Below are 26969 nucleotides of genomic sequence, written 5' to 3'. Positions count from 1 at the left end.
CCATGAAATTCATAAGCAAATTTTGCTGGCTCTTTGTTGGCGTGCTTTTTATATTTTCGGGCCTGATCAAAATAAATGACCCTGTAGGCACGGCCATTAAACTGGAGGAATACTTTGATGTGTTCTCACAGGATATTGCGCCGTTTTTTAAAGTATTTGAGCCTTTCTCACTGTTCCTTTCAATTGTGCTGAGTGCATTGGAAATTGTGCTGGGGGTGGCACTGCTTATTCGTTGGAGGCTTAAGCAAGTACTGGTGGCGCTACTGGTGCTGATGGTGTTTTTTACGTTTTTAACTTTCTACTCAGCCTATTTTAATAAAGTAACCGACTGTGGTTGCTTTGGCGATGCCATTAAGCTAACGCCCTGGCAGTCGTTTACCAAAGACATTGTGTTGCTGGTGATGATTGTTATACTGCTGGTAACGCAGAAGTACCTGAAGCCGATTTTTATGCCGAGAGCCGGGGCTACCATTACAGCTGTTACGGCAGTTATTGCGGTGGGTTTAGGATGGTATGCTTATGAGCACCTGCCTTACATCGACTTCCGGGCATATAAAGTTGGCAACAATATACCGGCACTTATGAAGCCAACTGCTCAGCTGCGCTACAAATACATTATGGAGAAGGATGGAAAAGAGCTGGAGTTTGAGGAGTACCCGATGGAAGAGGGCTATACCTTTAAGCAAATGGTGGCTATTAACCCGGAAGATGGTCCGAAAATTACAGACTTTAATGTTTGGAACGAAGAAGGCGACCATACGCAGGAAGTGCTTTCCGGTAATAAGCTTGTTGTTATAGTGCACAATGTAGCGAAAACACACCCAAGTATAGAAAACTTTACAGAAATTAACCAGTTAGTGCAGGCGGCTGAGCAGCAGGGGATACAACCGGTGGTGATCACTTCTTCCAGCGGTCAGGACTTTGAGGCCTTCCGGCACGAAGCAAATCTAGCTGCTCCTTACTACTATGGCGATGGTACTGTGCTGAAGACCATGATGCGCGCTAACCCCGGACTGATGCTACTAAAAGACGGTACGGTGCAGGGTATGTGGCACTATAACGACACCCCGACTATAGAAGAGGTGCAGAAACTCCTGAGGTAAAAGAAAAGCCGATCATGAAATTCATAGGATTCATACTTAGCCGACTAGGGCATGGCCTGCTGATACTGCTGGGGGTGCTGGTGGCGGTATTTTTCCTGTTCAATGTGTTGCCTGGCGATCCGGTGGCACTGCTGGCCGGGCAACGTTCCGACCTTTCTACCCGCGAGGCTATTACAAAAGATCTAGGTTTGGATAAGCCATTGCCTTTGCAACTGTTGTATTACATGAACGATGTGTCGCCGCTCTCGGTGCACGAGAATACAGAGGCAAACCAGCAGAAGTACGAGTATAGCAAGCTTGTCAATTTTGGCGAAGACGTGCTGGTCTGGAAAACACCGTACCTGCGCCGTTCTTTCCAAAGCAATAAGAATGTAACCGATATTCTGCTCGACCATTTTACAGGTACCTTATGGCTGGCTATAGCAGCTATGCTTATTGCTGTGGTTTTTGGGATTCTATTCGGTGTGCTGGCTTCTCTCAAACCACATAGCACCCTCGACCATAGCCTTATCACCACATCGGTACTTGGGATCTCGGTGCCCTCTTTTGTGGCAGCTATTTTAATTGCCATTACTTTTGGCTTTTACTGGAGCAGCTGGACCGGGCTTAGCCTTACAGGGCAACTCTACGAAATTGATCCCTTTGAGGGCAGGCAACTGAAGCTGCGTAACCTCTTACTGCCTGCCGTAGCGCTTGGCATAAGGCCGCTTGCAGTTATTGTGCAGCTAACTCGTAGCTCTATGCTCGATGTAATGTCGCAGGATTATATTCGTACAGCCCGGGCAAAAGGACTAAGCCGCTACAAAGTAATTTCAGGCCATGCTTTAAAAAATGCTTTAAATCCTGTTGTAACGGCTGCTTCCGGCTGGATGGCTTCGCTAATGGCAGGTGCTTTCTTTATTGAGTATATCTTTAACTGGAAAGGATTAGGAGCTGTTACGATACAAGCTGTTCAGAACCTGGACTTCCCGCTGGTGATGGGAGCTACCTTGTTTGTGGCATTCCTGTTTGTGCTGATCAATATTTTTGTAGACCTGCTCTATGCTGCCCTAGACCCAAGGGTGAAGCTGGAGTAGTATGATAAATTATGAATGCTTAATTATGAATGAGTTATCGTAAAATGCAGCTACACTACCGCTTTAAATAGCTTTATGGCCACTTTAAATTCTAAACTCACTATTTTAAACTAACACAGGTTTTGCTCATTTTTCTGATAGGTATGATGGGGGCTGGCAAGTCTACAGTAGGGCGGCAGTTAGCGGCACAGCTAAACTATACTTTTATAGATTTAGATGATTACCTGGAAGCGAGGGAAGGCAGAACTATTGCCCGGATATTTGAGCAGGAAGGGCAGGAGAGCTTCCGGAAAAAAGAAAGGCAGGCACTGGAAGCTGTTGTGCAGGAATATAAGCAGGCAGTAGTAGCCACAGGTGGCGGGGCACCTTGCTTTTTCGACAATATGAGCTTTATGAATCAGCATGGCACCAGTGTTTTTCTGGATGTGTCCGTAGAAGAAATTGTGGCAAGACTTCAAAAGACCAACCTGGCCACCAGACCATTGCTCACAGGAAAATCTACAGAAGAGCTAAAAGAATTTATTGGTCAAACATTAATTTCTCGGAGACAGTATTATGAGCAGGCAAAACACCAAGTGCCTGTGCAGTACCAATCTATAGCTGCTCTAAGCACTATCTTAAATCTACCGTAAACCTATCCTACAGGCTCTCGTTAATGGGTAGTAGTTAAGGTATGGCATGTATAAGATTTGCTGAATACATTTTTTAAGTACTTTTGCAGCAAAATGACCTTCTATATAACCTATTAAATATGAAACCGAATCATAAAGGACGCGCGCAGATTTTTCAGAATCCTGTACTGGAAAGAATGACCAGGACTCATATTGCACTACCTATTTCAATTTTTATAGTTATTGCAATAGGGCTTATCTACTATGGCTTTACGAATGGGTTTATTGGTGTGTTCGAAGCACTGGGTTTATTCGTTTTAGGCTGGTTTATGTTTTCTTTTGTAGAATATTGTGCCCACCGGTTCCTGTTCCATATGGAAACAGATACACCAGTAAAAGAGCGGGTGCAGTATACCTTCCACGGAAACCATCATGATTACCCAAAGGATAAAGAACGTTTGGCAATGCCACCAATCGTGAGCTTGTTTATTTCTTCGTTCTTCTTCTTTGTGTTTAAATTAATATTCGGGCAGTTTGTATTTGGTATCGTAGCCGGCTTTCTGTTTGGGTACGCCATGTACCTTTTTGTACACTATGCGGTGCATGCCTATGCTCCTCCTAAAAACTTTCTGAAAGTGCTTTGGGTGCACCATAGTATCCACCACTATAAAGACGATGATGTAGCTTTTGGTGTGTCGTCTCCCTTATGGGACTACATACTAGGAACAATGCCTAAACACTCTAAGAAATAAAACAGGAAGGGGAGCTTTAAAAGCTCCCCTTCCTGTTTTATCTGAGTTAGTATCTTCCCCTCAATCATTAGTAGAACAGGTATCATATCTGGTAAAATGTGATCATCCGGTTCTACCCTTTGCTATAGCTTTATCTTCTGATTTTTCTGAAAATCCAGGTGATGATCAGGACAATAATAACAATAATGATTACTGCTGTCCACATACCAGCTTTAAAAATGTCGCCTATTACCTCACAGCTACTTAGCGAGACAGTCATGAGTACAAATAGTATTGGTAGAAAGTATGGCCTAATATTTTTCATAGTTTTAGTTTTTAGGTTTTTGTTATAGAAGCATAAAAGCTGCTTTACATTAAGCAACAAACAAGAATGCTTAAAACATGATGATTTTACCATGTATAGTAATGTACTGATTTTAAATAGAAAAGGTTGAAAGGTGGCGTACAGCTAAAGGCCGATGCTCTTGATCCAGGCTAAATTAAGAACAAGGAAATTTTGTATAAGTAAAATTCTCTATAGAGTTGCAGGTGAGCATTTTGAGCACATTAACAGAGCTTTGCTGCTAATGTAAAAGCTGTTTATGTAGCACGAAGTTTTGCAGTTGTACTTTATTAATAAACTGACAGGACTTAAAAAAGTAGGATTTTGTATGATACAACTAAACAGGTGTAAATATAACTTTTATGTTGTAACTATGGTTTTAAGCAAAAATTTTAACGATAAACCATTGCAAAATCAATAAATTATTTTTTAAATTTAGTCACCAATTTATGATATAACCTTTATTAACTCTTCCAGCCTTATGAGAACAAATTCTTCCTTCGTCACAGTTGTGTCGCTATTGCTGCTGATTGCAGCCGTTAAACTCATGTATTCTGAGCATGTAATCCTAGGCGCTTCTATGCTGGGCATTATTATGCTTTATACTTTGGGAAGCTCGTTTGATATTAAATTTTTCAGCCGGAAGTAAAAGGTCCGGCTGCTGAATGGCAGAAGTAAATTATTGCAGAATATTTGTAAGGAGACTTTATAGTCTCCTTTTTCATTTCTAAACCTTTCGCTAATTTAAAAGAATAATTGTTCTGGCAATTCCAACCTTGAGTTGCACAGCTTTTATGGCTGTACCCTGTAAGCAGCATAGAGGCATAATGAACAGTGCAAGTATAATTTAGCTTTATAGCTTAACTATATAGCAACACAAGGAGTACAATATTACTGGTTTTATTAAATTGATCTGTGAAATTAATCTGGCCTCCTCTGTAGTATGACAATTACACCAGAAAGCTTGCAAGCTGTTAAACTTTACCCGCTTGGAGATGCAGCCATTGTAGTAGAGTTCGGAGGAGAAATCAATCGTAGCATTCATCAACGCGTCAGGGACTTCTCTTCATACCTGGCGCAGTATCCTTTCGAGGGTATGATAGAACTCGTTCCGGCTTTCAACAACGTTACCATCTACTATAATCCTGCTGCTTTAGGTAGCTTAACAGGTGCTAGTGCCTACGATCAGCTTGCCGATATGATACAGCAGATTTTGCCTGATATTGCGGATGTCTATCTGACTGCACCTGAATCCCGGACTATAGAAATTCCTGTTTGTTACGGAGGCATCTTCGGCCCTGATCTGGAATTTGTAGCAAACCATAATAAGATTTCGGTAGAGGAAGTGGTTGCGCTGCATACACAGCCGGAGTACCTGGTATATATGATTGGTTTTGCCCCAGGCTTTCCTTATATGGGCGGTATGAGCGATAAAATTGCAGCTCCACGGAAAGAGTCGCCAAGAGCTGCTATACCACAGGGTTCAGTCGGCATAGCCGATAGGCAAACAGGTATATACTCTATTGAAACACCCGGAGGCTGGCAACTTATTGGCCGTACACCACTGGTGCTTTTCCAGCCTCAGCAAGCAGCACCCAGCTTGCTGCAAGGAGGCGACAAGGTTCGCTTTGTGCCAATTTCAGAAGAAGAGTTCAGGCAGAGAAAGGAGTGGCTGCATGAGTCTTAGAATTCTTAAGCCAGGCCTACTTACCACCATTCAGGACACAGGCAGGTATGGGTATCAGAAGGACGGAGTAGTAGTAAGTGGTGCGATGGATCGGGTAGCACATCGGATAGCCAACATGCTAACTGCTAACCCGGAAACGGAGGCAACAATAGAGATTACTTTACAGGGGCCTCAGCTCCTTTTTGAGAAAGACCATCTTATTGCTCTCACAGGTGCAGATTTATCTCCCACTATTAATGGCGAAGAAGTTAAAATGTGGCGGCCTGTTTTGGTTAGAGAAGGGAGTGTGCTGGATTTTGGAGCTCCTAAAGCCGGCTGTAGGGCATATCTGGCAGTTTCCGGAGGATTTAAGCTGGAGAAAACCTTGGGGAGCTACTCAACTTATATGCGTGCCGGTATAGGTGGTTTAAATGGAAGAGCACTTCAGGAAAACGATCTTATTCCCTGTAATGGTATAAATGCTACGGCCTCTTCTGTTATGGGTGAACTAAATCAGAAGAACACCACAGCCAGCTTTGCGCAAACCTCTTGGCTACCTGATCCTGCTTATTATCCTGCTTATGCCAGAGATCCTGTTATCCGTGCGGTAAAGGGCCCTGAATACGATCTGTTTACAGATGAGAGTAAGAGCAATATCTGGCGGAGTCTTTTTCAGGTTACATCACAGTCTGATAGAATGGGGTATAGGTTGATCGGGCTTTCCTTGGCTTTAAAAGAACCCAGGGAAATAATATCCAGTGCTGTTACCTTTGGTACCGTACAGGTGCCTTCTCAGGGGCACCCCATTGTTTTAATGGCCGATCATCAGACGACAGGAGGTTACCCTCGCATGGTGCAGGTGGTTACAGCTGATCTTCCAAAGCTGGCACAGGTAGTACCAGGCAGGGGCATTCGTTTGGAGGAGGTTTCGCTGGAAGAAGCACAGCAGTTATACCTGGAGCAGGAAAAGCAACTGGTGCAGCTAAAACAGGCCATTCGTATTAAATTCAGGTAAAGCATGCACACGTTAAAAATTGATCTCAACTGCGACCTGGGCGAAAGCTTTGGAGCCTATGCCTTGGGAAATGATGAGGCTATTCTGGAGCATATCAGTTCCGCCAACATTGCCTGTGGGTTTCATGCAGGCGATCCGGCTGTAATGCGCAGAACTGTTGAACTGGCACTGGAAAAAGGAGTGGCTATAGGAGCTCATCCCGGATTGCCCGACCTAGTTGGTTTTGGCCGGCGTGAAATGTCTATTACTCCTGCCGAAGCTTTTAACATAACCGTATACCAGATTGGCGCACTGGCAGCCTTTGTAAAAGCAACTGGCGGAGTTCTGCATCATGTAAAGCCGCATGGCGCTCTGTATAATATGGTTGCTGTAAACGAAGGACTGGCAGATGCAATAGCAGAAGCCGTTTATAAAGTTCACCCTGAAGTTATACTGTACGGCCTGGCAGGAAGCGCGCTTATAAGAGCAGGCGAAAAATTGGGCATTGGCACAGCCAGTGAGGTTTTTGCCGACCGCACCTACCAGCCCAATGGCACCCTGACCTCCAGAAACCAGCCTGATGCGCTTATTAAAGATGACCACGAAGCTGTGCAGCAGGTACTGCGGATGGTAAAAGAGCGAAAGGTAAGAACACAGCAGGGACAGGAGATTTCGATTAAAGCTGATACTATATGTATTCACGGTGACGGTCCGCATGCTTTATCTTTCGCACAACTTATACAGGATGCGCTACAAAAAGAAGAGATTATTGTAGAAGCGTTCTCCCTGAATACATGAAACAGACAAGGAATTGGAGTGTTTTGCTGGGTGCTGCATTTCTAATGGCAACTTCTGCCGTAGGCCCTGGTTTTTTAACACAAACCACTGTTTTTACCCAAACGATGGCAGCCAGTTTTGGATTTGTTATAGGCATCTCTATTATACTGGATATAGGGGTGCAGCTGAACGTGTGGCGGGTAATAGCCGTTTCCGAAAAGCGTGCTCAGGATATTGCCAATGCTGTTTTGCCTGGTTTGGGCCTTTTTATAGCGGTACTTATTGTGCTGGGTGGTTTAGCATTTAACATAGGAAATGTAGGTGGTGCAGGCTTAGGCTTTAATGTGCTGTTAGGAGTGTCGGCTGAAACAGGAGCAATAATGGCAGCCGCTATTGCCATTGCTGTGTTTTTAGTGAAAGAAGCAGGTAAGGTAATGGACCGCTTTGCGCAGGTAATGGGCTTTCTGATGATTCTGCTGATTGTTTACGTGGCTATAACGTCTGAGCCACCAGTTGCCGAAGCTGTTCAAAAAGCCTTTTTGCCTGATCAAATCGACATAATTGCTATTGTGACTCTGGTGGGAGGTACTGTAGGAGGTTATATCACCTTTGCGGGCGGGCACAGACTTTTAGATGCTGGCATCAAAGGGCAGGCTGCTTTACCTGAAGTAAACACAAGCGCTGTTTCTGGTATCACGGTTGCCTCCATCATTCGTATTTTTCTTTTCCTGGCAGCTCTTGGTATTGTCAGTCAGGGCTATGAACTAGACGCGGCTAATCCTCCTGCTGCTGTCTTCCAACTGGCTGCCGGTAATCTGGGCTATAAATTATTTGGGGTTGTAATGCTTTCAGCAGCCGTCACTTCTATTATCGGATCCGCTTATACTTCGGTCTCATTCATTAAATCTTTCAACAAGCATGTTGCAAAGTATGAGAACCGGGTGATTATTGTTTTTATTGCTATTTCAACAGCTATTTTCGTAACTATAGGCCGTCCTGTTTACTTGCTGATTTTGGCAGGGGCTCTAAACGGGTTAATCCTGCCTATCACGCTGGGTACTATTTTAATCGCTGCTTATAAAAAACAGCTGGTGGGCAGCTATAAACATCCCGTGTGGCTTACCCTGTTTGGAGGACTGGTCGTACTGGTAATGGCCTGGCTTGGCGGTTATACATTGCTTCAGCAACTGCCACAGCTGTTTAAATAAACTTTAAGTGTAGGCCGAATCATAGAAGGTTTTGATATGTATAAATTGTATAGAAGCAAAAAAGCCACTTTGCAGTTTTACCTGTAAGTGGCTTTTTTTCAAGCTCTCCCTCCTGGGCTCGAACCAGGGACCCTCTGATTAACAGTCAGATGCTCTAACCGACTGAGCTAAGGAAGAGTTTCATTCGTGGCGTTGTTGCCGTTGAATTATGATGCAATATTACGGCAGTAAATCTGATTATGCAAGTAGTCTCGCAAAAAAATCTTTAAAAAAAGTATAATTTACTGTAAATCAATCTTAAAAAATTAATTCGTTACATATAGAATGGAGCCGGAGAGAGAGGTATTGTACTGCTTTAATCCATAAACAGTGGGACCGGCCATCACACCTCCCTGAAAGTTGTATTGCGAGCCACAACAGTTGTCAATCAGGTAAAGGTTAGACTCGTGTGCTTCTACCTTGCAAGAGGTGCTGGGGTCATAGGGGCAGGTTTGCTCAAATGCCAGATAGCTGGAGCCCTGCCGTATCAGGATGATCCCCTTATACCCAGCCTGCAGGTAAACATAGCCGCCATCCTGCCGAAGCCTGTTGTATAGCTGGCTTTGCAGATTGATCTGTTCGCTTACAGGTACATCCGGTATGCGTGGTCTTAATTCGTCGCTGCTGCACGAAAGGAGCAGAAACAGGGATAGGATTGGTAAAAGTTTAGGAATAGTCATAAAAGCCCTTGCCCGTTTTGCGGCCGTGGTGCCCTGCATCCACTTTCTGTTGCTGTATGCGGCTTGGTCTGAATTTAGAATCATAATGAAAGGCCTCAAACATAGAGTTGGTAACCGAATAATTAGTATCAACACCTATCAGGTCCATAAGTTCAAATGGCCCCATTTTAAAGCCGCTGGCTTGCATCAGCTTATCAATGGTTTGAACGTCAGCCACTCCTTCCTCTAACAGCTTCAGGGCCTCCACATAAAAGTGCCTGGCTACCCGGTTTACAATAAAGCCCGGAGCATCTTTGGCCATAACAGGTACTTTCTCCAGCTTCAGGGCTAGTTGCTGTATGGTTTCAGCCGTTTCCGGAGCTGTTGCGGCACCGGAAATTACCTCGACCAGCTTCATAATATGAGCAGGGTTAAAAAAATGCATTCCTACTACCCGCTCCGGATGCGGCACAGCGGCGGCTATGCGTGTAATCGGAATAGAAGACGTGTTGGAAGCCAGAATGGTGTCTGCACTGTTAATGTCGGCAAGTTCTCTAAAGATACTTTGCTTAATCTCCAGCTTTTCTACAACAGCCTCAATAATAACGTTGGCATGCACCTGTAGCGTATTCCCTGTAAAGGCAAGATTTCCTAGTGCTGCAGTTTTGGCAGCGGTTGTCAGTTTACCTTTTTCAATACCCTTATCCAGGTTTTTAGAGATGGAGGCTTCAGCAGCCTGCAAGGCTTTTTCGTTGATATCAAAGAGAATGGTAGTATAGCCAGCCATGGCGCATATCTGTGCAATGCCCTGCCCCATTGTGCCGGCACCAACTATACCTATAGATTTAATCTCTTCGAATTTCATATATGAAAGGCTAAATAAATAAAGGATTACCTGAAGGCTGATCTTAAGCAGCAGCCCTCAGGTAATCCTTTATTCTACATTAAATAACGCCTTCAAACTGCTTCAGGAAGCGTACGTCATTTTCAGTGAAAAGGCGCAGGTCCTTTATCTGGTACTTCAGCATGGTAATGCGCTCTATACCCATACCAAAGGCAAAGCCTGAATAAACTTCCGGGTCTATACCACAATTTTGCAGTACGTTCGGGTCCACCATACCAGAGCCACCAATCTCTACCCAGCCTGAGTACTTGCATATATTACAGCCTTCGCCTTTACAGATAAGGCAAGTGATATCTATTTCAGCACTTGGTTCTGTAAAAGGGAAGAACGAAGGCCGGAAGCGAATCTTGGTATCCTGCCCGAACATTTCTTTCGCAAAGTAATAAAGTGTCTGCTTTAGGTCGGCAAAGCTCACATTTTTGTCTACATAAAGGCCTTCTACCTGGTGAAATACCATGTGTGCTCTTGCTGATATGGCTTCGTTGCGATACACACGCCCTGGCATAATACTGCGCAGCGGCGGCTTCTGCATCTCCATCAGGCGTACCTGCACGGTGGAGGTATGGGTACGAAGTAGTTTATCCCGATCCTGGCTCAGGAAGAAGGTGTCCTGCATTTCACGGGCAGGATGGTTCTCCGGGAAGTTAAGCGCAGTAAAGTTATGCCAGTCGTCCTCCATTTCAGGGCCTTCTGATATATTAAAGCCTATACGGGAAAAGATACGGTTGATCTCGTTACGGACCAGTGAAAGCGGGTGGCGGGTGCCCAAGGTATTGGGTACTGTTGGAAGGCTAAAATCAAAAGCATTAGCGTTGCCGCTGTCAGTTGTGTTAGCTAATTGTTCCTGGGCCTGATCAAACCTTTCCTGTGCCCTGTTTTTAAGGCGGTTCAGGTCCTGCCCCACCTGGCGGCGCTGTTCGGGTGCCACCTGCTTCAGATCGTCGAAAAGCGAAGCAATAAGCCCTTTACGACCGATGTATGCGATGCGGAATTGCTCCAGTTCAGCAGCATTGCCTAGCTGTGCCGCCTCTATCTCTTGTGCTACTCTTTGTATCTTCTCAACCATAATATGCAAAGATAATAATTTGAAAGGTTCATACCCTATAAGTTAGCCGGAACTAAGTTACGAAACAGGTGAGAGACGAATAGCTACTGTTCAGCACCTTTATCAGATGTTTGGTCGTGTATTTTTTCTTTTATCAAACCTGGTCAGGCAATTTTGAGACACAGAGCAGGCGGTGAAGGTTTGGCAGAGGAGCAGCAAGGTTGTTTACCGATACATATCCGCTGTTTACCGATTTTATATCCTGTTCTGCCTATATAGCATTGTGCTATGAAAGGTATTACTTTAGCTTTGAACAAATATCAAGATTATGGAAGATAAACATATTACTTCTGAACAATACGGAAACTGGGGCACGCGCGACAATCGCTCAGGCAGGGTGCTCGGTGGGCTTGTAGTGATTGCAATTGGAGCCATTGTGCTTGCTTATCAGCTGGATGCCATTTACCTGCCCCGCTGGGTGTTTTCCTGGAAAGTATTGCTGATCGTAATAGGTATATATACAGGAGCAAGGCATTCTTTCCGGAACTTTGGTTGGTTGGTGCCCATCCTGATTGGCTCTATCTTCTTATTGGAAGATGTTGCTCCGCAAATTTCGTTAAGGCCATACCTTTGGCCGGTACTGATCATTCTGGCGGGTGTCTGGATTATGTTTAAGCCGAAAAGAACCTGTGCCCCCCGTTTTAGAAGAAGAGACCGGTTTTATCATAGTGCAGAGAATGAGGTTGCCCCTCTGGAGCCTGTAGTTGCTACGAAAGAAGATTACATAGATGGTACGGCAGTATTCGGAGGCATCAAGAAACATATTATTACCAAAGATTTCAGAGGAGGTGAGATTGTGACCTTTTGTGGCGGTACAGAATACAACCTTTCCCAAGCTGATTTTGAAGGGGAGGTGGTGCTGGATGTAACGCAGGTTTTCGGAGGCACAAAACTGATTGTGCCCGCTCACTGGAAAATTAGATCTGAAATTGTAGCTGTGTTTGGAGGGGTAGAAGAGAAAAGGCCATCAGGCCCTGCCGATCAGACTGAAAATAAAGTGCTGGTGCTGAAAGGTGTACTTCTTTTCGGTGGCATCGATATCAGGAGTTATTAATGCAAGTGAAGCCTGGAAAATTGAAAGTTGCATTAGAAACGGCAGGGCAAGTGTCTGAGAAGCTGATTTTTCAGGAGCTTAAGCTGGCCTACCGGATCTGGTATCTAAAAGCTGGCATCTAGCATCTTTATCATGTCTTCACTTAAAGTAATCTTGGTTTACCTGGGCTGGGCGCTACTTTGGGCTATTGTACTTGTATTCATGCTAATTCAGCTTGGCTATACTTTTAAAATTGCTTTAACAGATGCTCTTGTAACCAGTGCATTGGTAGTAGGAAGCAGCTATGCCATGGGAACTGCAATTAGTTTTTACCAGCCAGGCGTTAAGAATCTGGCTTCGCTGCTGGCATGGAGCCTGGGGCTGGCCGCAATCTGTACTGCCATCTATAACTGGAGCATAGAACAGCTGCTGGAAGAAGAGGTGGCTTACCTAGCTTTTGCCGATGAAGCTATACCTGTTAGGCTTGCTTTTACCTGGCTGATGATCTCGTTTGTGCTTTTGCTGAACTGGCTGTGGTTTTACATCAGGGGGCAGCAGGAGGCAGAGGAAAGAAAAATAGTAACAGAAAAAATGGCCCGGGAGGCAGAGCTTTTTAACTTACGGCAGCAGTTGCAGCCGCACTTTTTGTTCAACAGCCTGAATTCTATAAGTGCTTTGGTAGGAGGCAAGCCAGAGAAAGCCCGTGAAATGATTCACCAGCTATCAGACTTTCTGCGAGGTACCTTGCGCAAAGACGATCAGCAGTTGGTGCCGCTGGCAGATGAACTAAAGCACTTGCAGCTTTACCTTGATATAGAAAAGGTGCGATTTGGAAACAGACTCCAGACTGCTGTTACGCATGATGAAGAAAGTCTAAGGCTGCAACTGCCGGTGTTACTGCTACAGCCTGTAGTAGAAAACGCCATCAAGTTTGGGCTGTATGATACTCTCGATAATACCATGATTACCCTGGAGGCAGCAGCTGAGAGAGGAGTATTAGTAATAAAAGTCAGGAACCCTTTCGATCCCGCAACGGTGCACCCAAGGCGTGGCACCGGCTTCGGCCTGAACTCCATAAGGCGCAGGCTCTACCTGTTATATGCCCGGCAGGATCTGCTGCAAACGGAGCAACATGATAGCACATTTACAACGACACTCAAAATCCCGCAGAAACTATGATTAAGTGCCTGATAATAGATGATGAACCGCTGGCCCGAAGCATTGTGCTGGAGTACCTGCAGCACTATCCTGAAATACAGGTAGTGCAGGAGTGCGACAATGGGTTTGAAGGGGTGAAGGCTATCATGCAGCACCAGCCAGACCTGCTGTTTCTAGACATCCAGATGCCCAAGATAAATGGTTTTGAAATGCTGGAACTGGTAGAGGCTGTTCCTGATGTCATCTTTACAACGGCTTTCGATGAATATGCTATTAAGGCGTTTGAAACCAATGCCGTTGATTACCTGCTAAAGCCCTTCAGCCTGGAGCGGTTTAACAATGCTGTCAGGAAGTGGCTGCAGCAAAGGCAGTTGAATAAGCCTGCTCCTACCACAGCAGCACTGGCAGAGGCAGCAGGTAAACAGCCTGAAGAGCAGGTGCGCATTGTGGTAAAAGCGGGTAGTAATATTAAGATTATACCGGTACAGGAGGTGGAGTACCTGGAGGCCTACGACGACTATGTAAAGGTCTATACCAAAGATGGCTGCTTCCTGAAGAAAAAGACCATGAGCTATTATGAAAAGGTGCTGGACCCAAAACAATTCGTGCGGGTGCACAGGTCGTTTATTCTGGCGCTGGCACAGCTCACACGCATAGAACCTCTGGAGAAAGATAACCATGTAGCATTGCTAAAGAACGGGGTGCGGGTGCCATTAAGCAAAAGCGGGTATAGCAAACTGAGAACCAGTTTGGGTATTTAAGTCCGGACCAACAGGGTTACTTTAACGCCTAAACCGAATTAAGGAGCACTTGTGATAGCTGCGAAGGGTGTAGCAAAGTTTTGTATTGTAATGGTTTAACATCGTTTTCAAGTAAAGAATTATATACAGAAAATTGCATGGAAACTTTTGTTATAAAAAATGTTTCCATAGTTTTGGTTCCAGATAAGGAGCCATGGAAATAATAGAAACCATAAATACAAGAGCAAAAATTGCGGCAGAGGCGCTTCACCTTTTTTTTCAGAATGGGATTAAAAGTATTTCAGTAGATGACATAGCCAGCCATCTTTCTATGTCGAAAAAGACAATATATAAATGGTATGTTAACAAAGACGAAATTGTGTATGAGGCGGTTGATGGTTACATACAGGAGATTGAGCAAGAGTGTGATGCCATTGTCGGCAATTCTAAAAATGCCATAGATGAACTTTTTATTGTGATGGGCATGACAAGAAAGATTTTTGCCGGCATTCATCCTGCCATTTTTCATGATCTGCAAAAGTACCACGCCAGCAGCTGGAAAAGGTGGCAGGCACATAAAGAAGGATTTATGCTGGAGCGCATTAAAGCCAACATCAGGAGGGGAATTGCAGAAGGCTTATTCCGGGAGGGGCTGGATGTGGAGGTGGTAGCAAAGCTTCGGGCAGTGCAGATTGAGCTTCCGTTTAACAGGCTCCTGTTTCCGCCTCACCAATATGAGATACAACACGTGCAGCTAGTTAACCTGGAGCATTACATGCTGGGTTTAGCCACTCTTAAGGGACACAAGCTGATTAATGAATACCGACACATTACTGAAAAAGAATAATTATTAAGCTACCTCCAAAACCATGAAAAAAACGATTTGCCTGATCATAGCAGTTGTAGCTGTGTTAGGATCCGTGCCAATTAAGGCGCAAAGTCCGATGGCCCTGAGCCTGGAGCAAAGCATAGCGTATGCGTTGCAAAACCGCGCCAACCTGAAAGCCACACGCAATCAGGAGAAAATTGATAAAGCGAAGGTGGGTGAAATCAGGGCTATAGGTTTGCCTCAGATCAATGCTTCCGCAGAAGTGGGTAATAACTTTATTCAGCAAAAGACATTGATAGATCCGAGCAGTTTCGGGCCTGGCTCTGTATTAGATCCTTTTACCATTACGCCGGCACAGCTTAATTCTGGGCAGCCGATTGTTTTACAGCCGTCTTATTCTACACCTGAGCCACAAGGCGATGTTCCCTTGCAAGCCATCACCTTTGTACAGCCTTATACAGGAGGTATAACAGTTTCAGGTAGTCAGATGCTGTTCGATGGTTCTTACCTGATAGGTATGAAGGCTGCAAAAACCTATACGGAGCTATCGAAAAAAACGACTGCTCAGACTGAAATTGAGATTGCGGAACAGGTTAGTAAAGCATATTACGGTGTATTGGTAAACCATGAACGTATGGAATTGCTTAACCAGAACCTGACGCGCCTGACGACGCTGTTGAATGAAACAGGAGCAATGTTCGAAAACGGTGTGGCTGAAAAGCTGGACGTTGACCGCTTACGTGTTTCATTAAACAATCTGATAGTAGAGAAGCAGAAAACCGAAAGGTTGCTGGAGCTGAGTCTTAGCCTGCTGAAGTTTCAGATGGGACTGCAGCAGAATCAGCCACTGGAGCTGACAGACAAACTGGAAGAGGTGGAGGTAGACATGAGCAAGATGAACCAACGCGAATTTAACTATAGCAGCCGCATTGAATACTCGATTTTAGAAACGCAACGTGATTTAGCCAGCCTGGACCTGCGCAATAAAAAGTCTGGTTATCTGCCGAAGTTGTACTTAAATGCCCGCTACGGCTATAGTGGTGTAGGTAGTTCGCTGTCGGAAGTGCTAAATGTGAGAGCAGGGCATGGTAATACAACAAACAGAAACTACTTTGATTTTGGGTATGTAGGGCTGCAGCTACAGGTACCAATCTTCGACGGACTACAAAAACGATATAGTATAGAGCAGGCTACGCTAACACTCGAAAATACCAAATACGGCTTTGAACAACTCAGGCAAAGCATCGATCTCGAATTAGCGCAATCCTCTACAGAACTGACAAACTCATTAGATGTGCTTAAATCCCAGAAAGAAAACCTGGAGCTGGCCGAGGAAATTGCCCGTGTATCTAAAATAAAATTCCAGGAAGGTGTTGGCTCGAACCTGGAAGTTGTAACGGCCGAAACGGACCTCCGCCAGGCGCAAACCAATTACTACTCCGCTATGTACGATGCGCTTATCTCTAAAGTAAATCTTGATAAAGCCACCGGCACACTTCTTACAAAATAAAACCAGAAAGACTTAATCGAAAACCTAAGATGAAACGAGTACTTGGAATTTCTTTTGCCGCTGCTATTACGCTCTTAGCGGCTTGCACTAATAACCCCGATAAAGCGGCACAACTGGAGGCCCTGAAAAAAGAACAAGCTGAGCTTCAGACGCAAATTGCACAACTGGAGGCAGAGCTAAAAGCAGAAGGTAAGGGAGAGCAGGCGCAGCAGAAAACTGTTCCGGTTTCGGTTACAGCAGTAACACAGGAGCCTTTTAAGCATTTTCTGGAGGTGCAGGGCCGGGTAGATTTCGACCAGAGTGCATTTGTTAGTGCCCGTGTACCTGGCGTGCTTACAAGTGTGCGTGTGCAGCGGGGCGACAAAGTATCGAAAGGCCAGGTAATGGCTACTATTGATGCGATGCTGGTGGAGCAGAACATACAGGAGTTGCGCACTCGCCTGGAACTGGCAAAGGTTGCTTACGAAAAGCAGAAGAACCTCTGGGACCAGAAAATAGGAACGGAGATGCAATACCTCACAGCCAAAAACAATTATGAATCGCTACAGCGTAACCTGGCTACTCTGCAGGAGCAGCGCAACCAATACAACATTATAGCACCTATTAATGGTGTGGTAGATGAGGTAGTGCCAAATGCCGGAGAAGCTGTGTCTCCGGGGGTTGGTATTGTGCGTGTGGTAAATACAGCTGGTGGCAAAGTAGTGGCCGAAGTCTCTGAGGCTTACTTATCCAAGATCAAGAAAGGCGATGAAGCGGTAGTCTATTTCCCTGATCTTCAGCAGGAAGCAACTGCTACAGTTCAAGTTGTGAGTCAATATATTAACCCGACCAGTCGCACATTTATCATAGAGCTAAAGTTGCAGAACCTGGGCCGGGAGGTGGTGCTGCGCCCTAACCTGGTATCGGTGGTGCGCATTCAGGATTATAAAAATGAAACTGCTATTTCGGTGCCGGTAAACCTGGTGCAGAAAGATGAAAAGTCTCAGTTTGTATATGTAGCCAAAAAAGAAGGCAATGGCTACATCGCTACCCGCCAAGAGGTAGATACAGGTGTGTCTTATGATGGTAGAGTAGAAGTGCTGAAAGGCTTATCAGCCAGCGATCAGGTTATCACGGCGGGTTACCAGAACCTGAACGAAGGGCAGCCTGTGGTTTTCAGCCAGGTAAGCAGCCTTAACCAATAATCATTTAAAGCCAAAACTATGAAACAGTTTAAGCCAACCAGTTGGTCTATCGATAATAGAACCAGTATCTATATCATTACCATTATCATTTCACTGGCGGGTATATTTTCTTATATCGGTCTGCAGAAAGAAAACTTTCCGGATATAGTTATCCCTACTGTTTTTGTGGGTACTATCTATCCGGGTACCTCTCCGTCTGATATCGAGAACCTGGTAACACGCCCAATCGAGAAGCAGCTGAAAGCTATTTCGGGGGTTAAAAAGGTTAGCTCCAACTCCATTCAGGACTTCTCTATGATCACTGTAGAGTTTAATACCGACGAAGAAGTATCGGAGGCAAAGCAGAAGGTAAAAGATGCTGTAGACAAAGCTCGCACCGACCTGCCTACCGACCTTGACCAGGACCCGAATGTGCAGGAAGTGAACTTCTCTGAAATGCCGATCATGTATATCAACGTGTCTGGTAACTATAGCCTCGACAGGTTAAAGAAGTATGCAGAAGATATTCAGGACCGCCTGGAGGCAATGCCCGCTATTACAAGAGTAGACCTGGTGGGTGCGCTGGACAAAGAAGTGCAGGTAAATGTAGACATGTACAAAATGCAGTCTGCCAAAGTTACTTTCTCTGATATTGAGCGTGCCATTTCGATGGAGAACATGACCATCTCCGGTGGTAACATTACAGTAGGAGAAATGAAGCGCTCAGTACGTGTGGTAGGCCAGTATGTAGACCCGAACAAGATAGGCGATATTGTGGTGAAATCGGTGGCCGGCGCTAATATCCAGCTGAAGGAAATTGCACAGGTGCAGGAAGGGTTTGAGGAACAGGAAAGCTATGCCCGTTTAGACAATGCCCCTGTAATAACCTTAAACGTGATCAAGCGAAGCGGCGAAAACCTGATAGAAGCTTCAGATAACATTAATGCAACGCTGGAGGAAATGGAAGGAGCCGTGCTGCCGGCAGATCTGAAAATTACCGTAACAGGCGATCAGTCTACCATGACGCGCCATACCCTGAACGACCTGATCAATACCATTATTATCGGCTTTGTGCTGGTAACCGTTATCCTGATGTTTTTTATGGGAACCACCAATGCAGTGTTTGTGGGTTTATCGGTTCCTATTTCTATGTTTGTGGCGTTTATCACGTTTTACTTCTTCGGCGTGTCGCTAAACATGATCGTGCTGTTCGCCTTCCTGCTTGCCTTGGGAATAGTGGTAGACGACGCTATTGTGGTAATAGAAAATACGCACCGTATCTTTCATCAGTCTAACCAGGGAGTGGTTAAGTCGGCTAAATTGGCCGCTGGGGAGGTATTTGTGCCGGTGCTGGCAGGTACACTTACGACTATTGCCCCTTTCTTCCCGCTACTGTTCTGGCCTGGTATTGTTGGTAAGTTTATGCAATTCCTGCCTATTACATTAATTGTTACTTTGCTTTCTTCGCTGCTGGTAGCCTTTATTATCAATCCGGTTTTTGCAGTTTCTTTCATGAAGAAAGATGAACAGAAAGAGGTATCGCCAAAAGCACGCAGAACCTTTGTTATCTCGATGCTGGTTGCACTGGCAGTAGCAGTGCTATGCTATATAGCCGGATTCTACGGAACAGCCAACATACTTGTATTGGTGCTGCTGCTCATCGCCCTGAACAAGTATGTGTTCACTGGTTTGATTGATAAGTTCCAGAACCGCGTGTTGCCGAAGTTTATGAACAGCTATGAAAAATTGTTGCGCTGGGCATTGGTTGGCTGGAGGCCTGTAGGTGTGTTTGTGGGCATTATCGGTTTGCTTTTCCTGTCTTTTGTAATGGTTGGAATCCGGTCTCCAAAAGTAGTTTTCTTCCCGGATAGCGATCCGAACTTTGTATACACCTACATTCAGATGCCAGTTGGTACGGATCAGGTGGTTACCGATTCGATCACCAAAGTGGTGGAGAGCCGCATTTACAAAGTAATAGGAGCCCGTAATCCGGATGTGGAATCTGTAATATCTAACGTGGCCATTGGGGCAGGCGACCAAAACGACCGTAGTGCGACAGCACAATCCCATAAAGGCAAGGTTACTGTGGCCTTTGTAGAGTACATGGATCGTGTGGGTGATAAAACCTCTGCTGAGTATCTTTCAGAAATTCGTGAGGCAGTAAAAGGTATTCCGGGTGCCGACATTACGGTAGATAAAGAGCAGAACGGCCCGCCAGTAGGCAAACCTATCAGTATAGAAATCGCAGGCGAAAACTTCTCAGAACTGATCATGCTTTCGAAGAATGTGGAGAAGTATATCAACGATCAGCAGATTGGGGGAATAGAAGGTCTGAGATCTGACCTGGAAGACAGCAAGCCTGAAATTGTAGTGAATGTCGATCGTGAGCGAGCCAACCGTGAAGGTATCTCTACGGCACAGATTGGTTCCGAGCTTCGCACAGCTATCTTCGGTAAAGAGGCTTCTAAATTTAAATTAGAGGAGGATGAGTACCCTATACAGGTGCGGTATGCAGCGCCTTATCGCAAAAACATTGATGCTCTGCTGGATATGCGTATTACCTACCGCGATATGAACTCAGGACAGGTACGCCAGATACCGCTTTCTTCTGTGGCAAATGTGGCATACTCTACTACTTATGGGGGTATTAAGCGCAAAAACCTGAAGCGTATGGTTACGCTGGAGTCGAATGTGCTGGCTGGCTACAATGCCAACGAAGTAGTGGCTACAATTGAGCAGGCACTGCAGAATTTCGAAACTCCTGAAGGTTACGAAGTGAAAATGGGTGGGCAGCAGGAAGAACAGCAGGAAACAGGTATGTTCCTGATAGGTGCTTTAGGCGCTGCTTTCTGCATCATCTTCTTAATCCTGGTTACACAGTTTAACTCGGTTTCTAAGCCTTTTATCATTCTTTCAGAAGTGCTGTTCAGTATCATCGGGGTGCTTTTGGGCTTCTCTATTTTCGGTATGGATGCCTCAATTGTAATGACAGGTGTAGGAATTGTGGCTTTGGCAGGTATTGTAGTAAAAAATGGCATCTTAATTGTGGAATTTACTGATATACTTCTGGCCGAAGGTAAAGAACTAAGAGAGGCTATTGTAGAAGCAGGTAAAACACGTTTGAACCCTGTTTTGCTGACAGCAGTGGCTACTATATTAGGATTGGTGCCTTTAGCGTTAGGTATAAACCTTAACTTTTATACATTATTTACAGAATTTAAACCACATTTCTTTATGGGCGGTAACAGTGCCGCTTTTTGGGGACCACTGGCATGGACAATTATTTTTGGGCTAAGCTTTGCTACTATAGTAACCCTGTTAATTGTTCCGGTTATGTACCTGCTGAACGAAAAAGTAAAAGACAGAATCATAGGCAAGAAGAAGAGAGCAGATGCTCTTCAGGTGAAACAAGAGGAATTACCAGTTAACGGAAAAGTTAGAGAATACATTTACTAATATGATAGTTACCAACAAAGCTATAGAGAAGGAGGTTATCCGTATCATTAGCAGAACAAAAGAAATAAAGCCTACACGCTTACAGGCAGAAGCCCGCTTATCCCAGGATTTTGGTTTTGATACGCTTGATCTGGTGGATATTATCCTGGAGCTGGAAAAAAACTTCGGTATTACAATTCCGGATGAAGTTCCTATTAATACTGTAGGCGACTTTATTGATTATGTAGCAAGTAATACCATGCGTGCTGCCTGCTAAAATAAGTTGAAACTATAAAAACAGCGCGCGCAAGGGGTATCCCTTGCGCGCGCTGTTTTTATAGTTTATAAGCGTTGAAGGCGCTTTCTGATTAAGTAGGTAGGTAGAGTTGTATAATAGGCAATTGGTTTAATAAATAGAAATACGGAAAGCTTTTAGTTTCTGGTCAAGGACTTTAGAATTCACACACACCTTCTCCAGAAGAGCCCAGAAGCCCGGACCATGGTTTTTCTCTATCGTGTGTGCCAGTTCATGCAAGATTACATAGTCGCAGAGGGCCTCTGGCAGGCGCATCAGGTGCAGGTTCAGATTAATGTTGTTAGTATATGAGCAGCTGCCCCAGCGCGATTTTGCGTTTTTGATGAACACATTCTGGTACTGAAAGCCAAATTTCTTTGCAAAGTACTCTACACGCTGTGGCAAATATTGCTTCGCCTCGCGTCTGTATGTTTCTTCAATCGATTTACGAATAAACTTCTGCACATCGTTATCCTGCACATCTTTAAAAGCAGGATAAAAAACGTTAATGTACCCGTCCTGAATAACGCAACGCATATTGTACTGTGCATGCGTTAACAATCTCAAAGTATGGTAACGGGTTTTAAATTCCTGGTCAGGATGGTAGGTCGTAACTTTCTCCTCATGCTGCTGCATGCGGGCCTGGTGTTCTTTGATCCAGTCAGCTTTGGTATAGATGAACTGCTCAGCTTTCTCAAAACTAATGCCCGGAGGAACAGCTACACGAATACCTTTTAAAGGCCTAACGCTAATACTAACACGTTTGGCTTTGTCGCTTCTTTCAATAAGAACCTTTCCGATACCCTCGATGTGCAGGTTAACGGAAGTTAAACGTAAAAATTGTGAAGACACTTTGGCTAAAAGTTTAAGTACAAATTTTAAAATCAAATATAAGTAATAATTTTCTTATAAAACCAATGGTAACAGTGCTTTTATCTGATTTTATTTAAATTTATGTATGTGAATTGTACTATATTTTGGAATATAAGACTTCTAATAAATACGCTATTTTTAACTGATTTTTTCAAAAAAACTTTAAAAAGTACAATAAAAAGAGCAGCAGAAGCCATTGTTATAGCCTCTGCTGCTCTTCCTGTCGGTTAAAAAATTATCGTATGTTTCCGCCGGTCGGTCCTTCGTCGTTGTCAGATTTAGGCATGCGGGTACTATCTCTAGTAGCCGATCTCAGGGTAGGCTCACGGGTATTGGTAGCTGTTCCTTTGGCATCGGTAGTATGGCCCTGAGAAGAATGTTGCCTGGAAGGATGGTTCCCTTCTTCACTTTCCTCTTCTCCCTTCGCTTCTGCTCCGGCGTGGCTGGCAAAGGTTTTTACCTCTTTCTTGCCACGGTTAGCAATCGCTTCGTCGCCTGTCTCTTTCCAGTAATCTTCGTTCTCTTCCATAGTTGTTTGTTTTATGTGTTCGGGTTCTGATTCACCTCAACAGTGCCCGCAGCTTGGTTGCTGCTTTTTGGAGTGCCGAAAGAGGCATCCGCATTTTGTAAAGGATCTGTTTGTGGTGGTGTAGCCGGTTCTGTAACCGGTTCTGATGCAGAGGGTGCAGGTCGGCTGGCTTCCCAGTCCTTAAACTTGTCGAGCTCTGTTTTTATACTTGCCATAAACCAGGCTAACAGACTGGCGTCGTCGAGCAGGCCAATTACAGGTATAAAGTCAGGTATCAGGTCTATCGGGCTCAGGAAGTAGATAAACACAGCTATACCTCCTATAATAGTTGCGTTCGGGATGCCCTGGTATTCACCGGAAACAGCGGCTTTGATCATGCGGGAAAGCAGGAGCAGGCTCTCCCAAACTTCGGCTGCCAAATCTCCAACGCTTTTCTTGGCGCTTGCCTTCTGAAACGCGTCATTCAAAAGCTGCGTTATTTTTTTCGGATGCTTTAGGTATGTTTCTGCCTTTTTTAGAAAGCGCTCAAAAAAGGGGCTTTGTGCTACTCGTTTACCGTCGGGTCGCTGATTCTGATTCTCCATCTGGATGTTTGTGCTATAAATTGTATATTCCTATTAGTGTGCATCTGCCATAAATCAGGCAGCGCTTAAATCAGGTGCAATTTGGTTTATCTTGCACCAACTTTCCTATACTTTATACGAGGAAAATTGTTGTATAGCATAAAAGGCCAGGAGGTGCTGTAGTCTGAGCTACAGCACCTCCTGGCCTTTTATGATGAAAAAGATTTGCGAATTAATTTACTCTGCCAGCTGCGAAATAATAATTTCTGTAGTAAGGCTCCTGCAAAGAATTAACCATTACGCCGCCGTTTGTGGCGGCATGTATAAACTTCCCTTCTTTCAGGTAAATGCCAACATGGAAAATAGGTAACTTAGGGCCTCTTCGGAAGAAAACCAGGTCGCCTGTCTGGATGCTGTCTTTCTTGATGCGTTGTACATCCTGAAACATAGAGCTGGAACTTCTGCTCAGATCGATGCCATATACTTCTTTATAGATAGTTGTTACAAAGCCAGAGCAATCGGTGCCTTTCTTAGAGCTGCTGCCATAGCTATAGGGAGTACCAACCCATTTCGAAACAGTTTCTATTAGTTTCTTATTATTGCTAGGCCGGAAACGCAACCCCAACTTTTTTGCAAAGTAGCGGGGTTCTTCTGGTTCCGGAACTTCTGCAGGTGCCGGAAGCTGAAATTCCAGGGTGCGGATAACGTCTTCCGGTGAATTTATAGCGTATGGAGTAATGATATTAGCTTCTGGAGATGCTGCTTCGGATGGTGTTACTTCGTAGAAGTAGGATAGCAGGAGCGATGCAAGGGCAAGGGCGCTCAATATGATAGTCTTCGTCATAGGTTTAGCATGTTTTTACCTGCAAGTGCGGGTAAATCGGTTCACCGTTACAGCTCAGTACCTGTTTAGGAATAGTACTTTAAAGCTAACGCAAGTTGTTCTGGATGTTGCCACATCTTAAACAGGTACAAACTTAAGTACAAATGTGCTAAAAGCCAAATTTAAAAAACCAGAAGTAATTGCTGACAATGAGGGGTTTATCAGGTTTCTGAAATAATGATAGCTGCTTGAAGGCCTTCTCCGGAGCAGGAATCAGTAAAATAGAATACAATTTAAGCAAATAAGGTAATGGACTTTAAAATAGTAGAAAACTCTTTATTTGCCCGTGTGGCCCGAATGGTGCTTAAAAGCAGCAATGTGGCGATGGTACTCGGTAATAAGATTCACCTGAGTGGAGTGAACGGGGAAACGTTTTTAAAGCATGAGCAGTGGGTAGCGCATGAGTTATGCCATATCAGGCAGTTTAAAGAACATGGCTATGCCCGGTTTCTGTGGCTTTACCTGCTGGAATCTATGCGCAAAGGATATTACCAGAACAAATATGAGGTAGAGGCTCGTGAAGCAGCTCTAAACTACAAAAGACTTCACCTTAATAAGAAAGGATTGGCCTCTGATCCATTTAAGCCAGCCGTTGTTCCGGTACCGGCAGACAAAAACCATAACGGCGACATAAGCAGAAACACTCAGTAAGATTTTATTTTATTGGCTATCGGAGACGAAGACAATACCTGATTCTGAGACTCCTTTACAGGCAGGTTTTCCATACTTGCCGCTTTGTTGGTAGATGGAGCGTTTTTTCTGAATGTCTTACCTAAATAGCGTAACAATATGGCTTCTGGCACTATTTTCCCTGCTAAGGCCATAATTTTATTTTCCCAGCCAGGTATGATCAGGAACTTGCGCTGTAGCATCTTATCTATGGCTATCTCGGCTACTTCTTTTGCACTTTTGGTAAAGTAGCGAGCTTTCCAGCCAAGGTTGCGGTTGGTCTCCTGTACCTGGTCGTTGGTGGCCGTAGGGCCGGGGCAGAGGCAGCTTACCATTACCTGGTCGTTTTCGAGCTCGAAGTATAAAGACCTGCTAAAAGAGTATACAAAGCTTTTGGTGGCAGAATAAATGCTTTTGTAAGGGAGAGGGAACATGCCTGCAATGCTGCTCACATTTAAGATGTAACCATTGCGGCTTTCTTTTATCTGGCGCAGAAACAGCCTGGTCAATCCTACCATCACGTTCATGTTCAACATCATCTGGTATTGTATAGCATTGTAGGAACACTCTTCAAAAGCGCCTACATTTCCGAGCCCTACGTTATTGATGAGCATGTTTACATGCCAGTTTTCTTTCCGGCTGGTTTCGTAAATGGCAATGCTGGCTTCGGGATCGGCCAAATTAAGCACAATTGTCTGCACCTGCACACCATACTCCATTTTCAGCTGCTGGCTGTAAGCTTCCAGTCCTGAATCCGGCAAAGCAACCAGGATCAGATTCATGTTGCTAGAGGCGCATTTCTTCGCTAATGCTTTGCCTATTCCCGAACTGGCTCCCGTGATAAGTGTGTAATGTAGATTCTTCATGCTCGTTGTTTAACCAATTTAGTGTTCGCTTTATGCCCTCATCCAGTGGCGTAATGGAGTACCCTAATTCATTTATTGCTTTCTGGCTGGATACTTCCCAATGGTAAAGGTATTTTCTCACCCATTTTGGGGTTATAAGGGGTGCTTTCCCTGTGATGGAGGTCCACAGTAGCATTAGCTTACTGGTGAGCAGCATTACGCTCAGTGGCAGGTGAATAAATCGCTTTCTGATCCCGGACAGCCTTGCCAGTTTCTCGAAGAAAGTGTCGTATGATGCGTTTTCACCTCCCAAAAGATATATTTCGCCCGGGGTGCCTTTTTCACATGCCAGCAGGTGCCCTCTCACCACATCATCTACATACACATAGTTACCTTTGCCACTGCCATCGCCTGGTATCCAGCGCCAGCTGCCCTGCACGTATAGCCTGATCATTTTAGTAACGGCATTACTCTCGCTTCCAAAACCTGGCCCGTATACCCTCGAGGGGTTTACTACCATAACATCTAATCCATTACGGGCATATTCCTGGCAGATTAATTCTGATGTTCTTTTCGTTTCTTCATATTCACTAAAAGGAGGAAGCTCCCGCTCTGTTGCTTCATTCACAGGCTCGGCTCCGGAAGGACCGAAAACGCCGGCTGTAGAAGTAACCACCACCCGCTGCACTTTATTTTTAACGGCGGCTTTCAGTACATTCTCTGTGCCCTGCACATTTATCTGTTCGTAGGTAGCAGGGTCTGCAGCCCATACACGGGCATAAGCTGCCAGGTGGAAAATAGCATAGCACCCTGCAGAACCACTTTCCAGGGCATCGGTATCCGCCAAAGTTCCTTTAATGAAGTTTATATTCGGATGCTCCAGGTGCTGCGCTTTTTCAGGCGATCGCACTAATGCATTTACGGTGTGTCCGGCCTCTGCTAATAATAGGGCCAGTCGCTGGCCAATATAACCTGTGGCGCCTGTAATGAAATACTTCATGTATTTTCTTACTCTGTTAAGAGGATAAATGTTAAAGATCTTTTAGCGGTAAGAGTTTTTAGCCATGCCTTTCTGGCATCAGCTACCAGGTAAGAAAAAGCTAAAAGCTTGTAAAATAGAAGGTAATAGGTTACTACCTATTTAATAATTTTTTCCGGATAAAACTATGCTTTTTATAGATTTCTGGATGCGGGAGACATAAAAAAGGCAGGGGCGAAATATCTGCTC

At 44.7% G+C, this 26969-nt stretch carries 27 protein-coding genes, 1 tRNA gene and 1 pseudogene; 18 read left to right on the top strand and 11 right to left on the bottom strand.

Annotated features, from left to right (window positions below; translation table 11 throughout):
• Positions 1–2: 2 nt before the first annotated feature.
• From C1N53_RS16450 to C1N53_RS16435, 4 genes are all read left to right on the top strand, one after another.
• Positions 3–1103, top strand: a complete 1101-nt coding sequence (locus C1N53_RS16450; protein ID WP_137760352.1) for a BT_3928 family protein — start codon at positions 3–5, stop codon at positions 1101–1103.
• Positions 1104–1117: 14 nt separating this feature from the next.
• Positions 1118–2179, top strand: coding sequence for an ABC transporter permease (locus C1N53_RS16445; protein WP_137760351.1), 1062 nt, complete (start codon positions 1118–1120; stop codon positions 2177–2179).
• Positions 2180–2301: 122 nt separating this feature from the next.
• Positions 2302–2811, top strand: coding sequence for a shikimate kinase (locus C1N53_RS16440; RefSeq protein ID WP_240773249.1), 510 nt, complete (start codon positions 2302–2304; stop codon positions 2809–2811).
• Positions 2812–2930: 119 nt separating this feature from the next.
• Complete coding sequence (locus tag C1N53_RS16435) at positions 2931–3542, top strand: sterol desaturase family protein (RefSeq protein ID WP_137760350.1); 612 nt, start codon at positions 2931–2933, stop codon at positions 3540–3542.
• A gap of 130 nt (positions 3543–3672) precedes the next feature.
• Here C1N53_RS16435 and C1N53_RS22595 read toward each other — a convergent pair whose 3' ends face one another.
• Complete coding sequence (locus tag C1N53_RS22595; protein ID WP_168194048.1) at positions 3673–3846, bottom strand: hypothetical protein; 174 nt, start codon at positions 3844–3846, stop codon at positions 3673–3675.
• 499 nt (positions 3847–4345) lie between these two features.
• Between C1N53_RS22595 and C1N53_RS22590 the strand changes: the two genes are divergently transcribed.
• From C1N53_RS22590 to C1N53_RS16415, 5 genes are all read left to right on the top strand, one after another.
• Positions 4346–4513: a hypothetical protein gene (locus C1N53_RS22590; protein WP_168194047.1), complete on the top strand. Its 168-nt coding sequence runs from the start codon at positions 4346–4348 to the stop codon at positions 4511–4513.
• 294 nt (positions 4514–4807) lie between these two features.
• Positions 4808–5551: a 5-oxoprolinase subunit PxpB gene (gene pxpB, locus C1N53_RS16430; protein ID WP_137760349.1), complete on the top strand. Its 744-nt coding sequence runs from the start codon at positions 4808–4810 to the stop codon at positions 5549–5551.
• Positions 5541–6545 (top strand): biotin-dependent carboxyltransferase family protein, encoded by a 1005-nt coding sequence (locus C1N53_RS16425; RefSeq protein WP_137760348.1) that lies wholly within the window; start codon positions 5541–5543, stop codon positions 6543–6545. Before pxpB ends, C1N53_RS16425 begins: the two co-directional genes overlap by 11 nt.
• 3 nt (positions 6546–6548) lie before the next feature.
• A complete protein-coding gene (locus C1N53_RS16420) occupies positions 6549–7322 on the top strand; it encodes a LamB/YcsF family protein (RefSeq protein ID WP_137760347.1) in 774 nt (257 codons plus the stop codon).
• Complete coding sequence (locus C1N53_RS16415) at positions 7319–8509, top strand: NRAMP family divalent metal transporter (protein ID WP_137760346.1); 1191 nt, start codon at positions 7319–7321, stop codon at positions 8507–8509. The genes C1N53_RS16420 and C1N53_RS16415 overlap by 4 nt, the downstream gene beginning before the upstream one ends.
• A 103-nt stretch (positions 8510–8612) precedes the next feature.
• Here C1N53_RS16415 and C1N53_RS16410 read toward each other — a convergent pair.
• The 4 genes from C1N53_RS16410 to pheS all read right to left on the bottom strand — a co-directional run bounded on the left by C1N53_RS16410 (position 8613) and on the right by pheS (position 11177).
• Positions 8613–8686: transfer RNA gene (locus C1N53_RS16410), tRNA-Asn, on the bottom strand.
• Positions 8687–8814: 128 nt separating this feature from the next.
• Entirely contained in the window at positions 8815–9228 is a 414-nt protein-coding gene (locus C1N53_RS16405) for a hypothetical protein (RefSeq protein WP_240773248.1), read from the bottom strand.
• Positions 9215–10072 (bottom strand): 3-hydroxyacyl-CoA dehydrogenase NAD-binding domain-containing protein, encoded by an 858-nt coding sequence (locus tag C1N53_RS16400; protein ID WP_137760345.1) that lies wholly within the window; start codon positions 10070–10072, stop codon positions 9215–9217. The genes C1N53_RS16405 and C1N53_RS16400 overlap by 14 nt, the downstream gene beginning before the upstream one ends.
• 79 nt (positions 10073–10151) lie before the next feature.
• The gene (gene pheS / locus C1N53_RS16395; protein ID WP_137760344.1) at positions 10152–11177 is read right to left on the bottom strand and encodes a phenylalanine--tRNA ligase subunit alpha; all 1026 of its coding nucleotides are present in this window, start codon (positions 11175–11177) and stop codon (positions 10152–10154) included.
• Positions 11178–11484: 307 nt separating this feature from the next.
• On the opposite strand from pheS, the gene C1N53_RS16390 reads away from it, so the two are divergent.
• The 8 genes from C1N53_RS16390 (at position 11485) to C1N53_RS16355 (ending at position 21361) form a co-directional block, all read left to right on the top strand.
• On the top strand, positions 11485–12270 hold the full coding sequence (locus tag C1N53_RS16390; RefSeq protein WP_137760343.1) for a LiaI-LiaF-like domain-containing protein: 786 nt from the start codon (positions 11485–11487) through the stop codon (positions 12268–12270).
• Between the two features lie 132 nt (positions 12271–12402).
• Entirely contained in the window at positions 12403–13428 is a 1026-nt protein-coding gene (locus C1N53_RS16385) for a sensor histidine kinase (RefSeq protein WP_240773247.1), read from the top strand.
• A complete protein-coding gene (locus C1N53_RS16380; RefSeq protein ID WP_137760342.1) occupies positions 13425–14168 on the top strand; it encodes a LytTR family DNA-binding domain-containing protein in 744 nt (247 codons plus the stop codon). The genes C1N53_RS16385 and C1N53_RS16380 overlap by 4 nt, the downstream gene beginning before the upstream one ends.
• 193 nt (positions 14169–14361) lie before the next feature.
• The gene (locus C1N53_RS16375) at positions 14362–14994 is read left to right on the top strand and encodes a TetR/AcrR family transcriptional regulator (protein ID WP_137760341.1); all 633 of its coding nucleotides are present in this window, start codon (positions 14362–14364) and stop codon (positions 14992–14994) included.
• Between the two features lie 22 nt (positions 14995–15016).
• Positions 15017–16486 carry a TolC family protein gene (locus C1N53_RS16370; RefSeq protein ID WP_137760340.1) on the top strand — a complete coding sequence of 490 codons (1470 nt, stop codon included), beginning with the start codon at positions 15017–15019 and terminating at the stop codon, positions 16484–16486.
• Between the two features lie 29 nt (positions 16487–16515).
• Complete coding sequence (locus tag C1N53_RS16365) at positions 16516–17670, top strand: efflux RND transporter periplasmic adaptor subunit (RefSeq protein WP_137760339.1); 1155 nt, start codon at positions 16516–16518, stop codon at positions 17668–17670.
• An 18-nt stretch (positions 17671–17688) separates the two neighbouring features.
• On the top strand, positions 17689–21105 hold the full coding sequence (locus C1N53_RS16360) for an efflux RND transporter permease subunit (RefSeq protein WP_137760338.1): 3417 nt from the start codon (positions 17689–17691) through the stop codon (positions 21103–21105).
• 1 nt (position 21106) lies between these two features.
• Positions 21107–21361, top strand: coding sequence for an acyl carrier protein (locus C1N53_RS16355; protein WP_137760337.1), 255 nt, complete (start codon positions 21107–21109; stop codon positions 21359–21361).
• Between the two features lie 129 nt (positions 21362–21490).
• On the opposite strand, the gene C1N53_RS16350 is transcribed toward C1N53_RS16355, so the two are convergent.
• The 4 genes and pseudogenes from C1N53_RS16350 to C1N53_RS16335 all read right to left on the bottom strand — a co-directional run bounded on the left by C1N53_RS16350 (position 21491) and on the right by C1N53_RS16335 (position 24188).
• On the bottom strand, positions 21491–22231 hold the full coding sequence (locus C1N53_RS16350; protein ID WP_137760336.1) for a M48 family metallopeptidase: 741 nt from the start codon (positions 22229–22231) through the stop codon (positions 21491–21493).
• Between the two features lie 256 nt (positions 22232–22487).
• On the bottom strand, positions 22488–22781 hold the full coding sequence (locus C1N53_RS16345) for a hypothetical protein (protein ID WP_137760335.1): 294 nt from the start codon (positions 22779–22781) through the stop codon (positions 22488–22490).
• A 224-nt stretch (positions 22782–23005) separates the two neighbouring features.
• Positions 23006–23158: pseudogene (locus C1N53_RS23000) on the bottom strand (YkvA family protein); the annotation flags it as partial.
• A 418-nt stretch (positions 23159–23576) separates the two neighbouring features.
• Entirely contained in the window at positions 23577–24188 is a 612-nt protein-coding gene (locus C1N53_RS16335; RefSeq protein WP_137760333.1) for a C40 family peptidase, read from the bottom strand.
• 288 nt (positions 24189–24476) lie between these two features.
• On the opposite strand from C1N53_RS16335, the gene C1N53_RS16330 reads away from it, so the two are divergent.
• Positions 24477–24878: a hypothetical protein gene (locus C1N53_RS16330; RefSeq protein WP_240773246.1), complete on the top strand. Its 402-nt coding sequence runs from the start codon at positions 24477–24479 to the stop codon at positions 24876–24878.
• On the opposite strand, the gene C1N53_RS16325 is transcribed toward C1N53_RS16330, so the two are convergent.
• Positions 24872–25762, bottom strand: a complete 891-nt coding sequence (locus C1N53_RS16325; protein ID WP_137760332.1) for an SDR family oxidoreductase — start codon at positions 25760–25762, stop codon at positions 24872–24874. The two genes, C1N53_RS16330 and C1N53_RS16325, sit on opposite strands and share 7 nt — an antisense overlap.
• Positions 25683–26741 (bottom strand): SDR family oxidoreductase, encoded by a 1059-nt coding sequence (locus C1N53_RS16320; protein ID WP_137760331.1) that lies wholly within the window; start codon positions 26739–26741, stop codon positions 25683–25685. Before C1N53_RS16320 ends, C1N53_RS16325 begins: the two co-directional genes overlap by 80 nt.
• Positions 26742–26969 lie beyond the last annotated feature (228 nt).

Source organism: Pontibacter sp. SGAir0037 (assembly GCF_005491705.1).
Lineage (GTDB): Bacteria > Bacteroidota > Bacteroidia > Cytophagales > Hymenobacteraceae > Pontibacter.
This window is presented reverse-complemented; position numbering and strand designations above follow the sequence as displayed.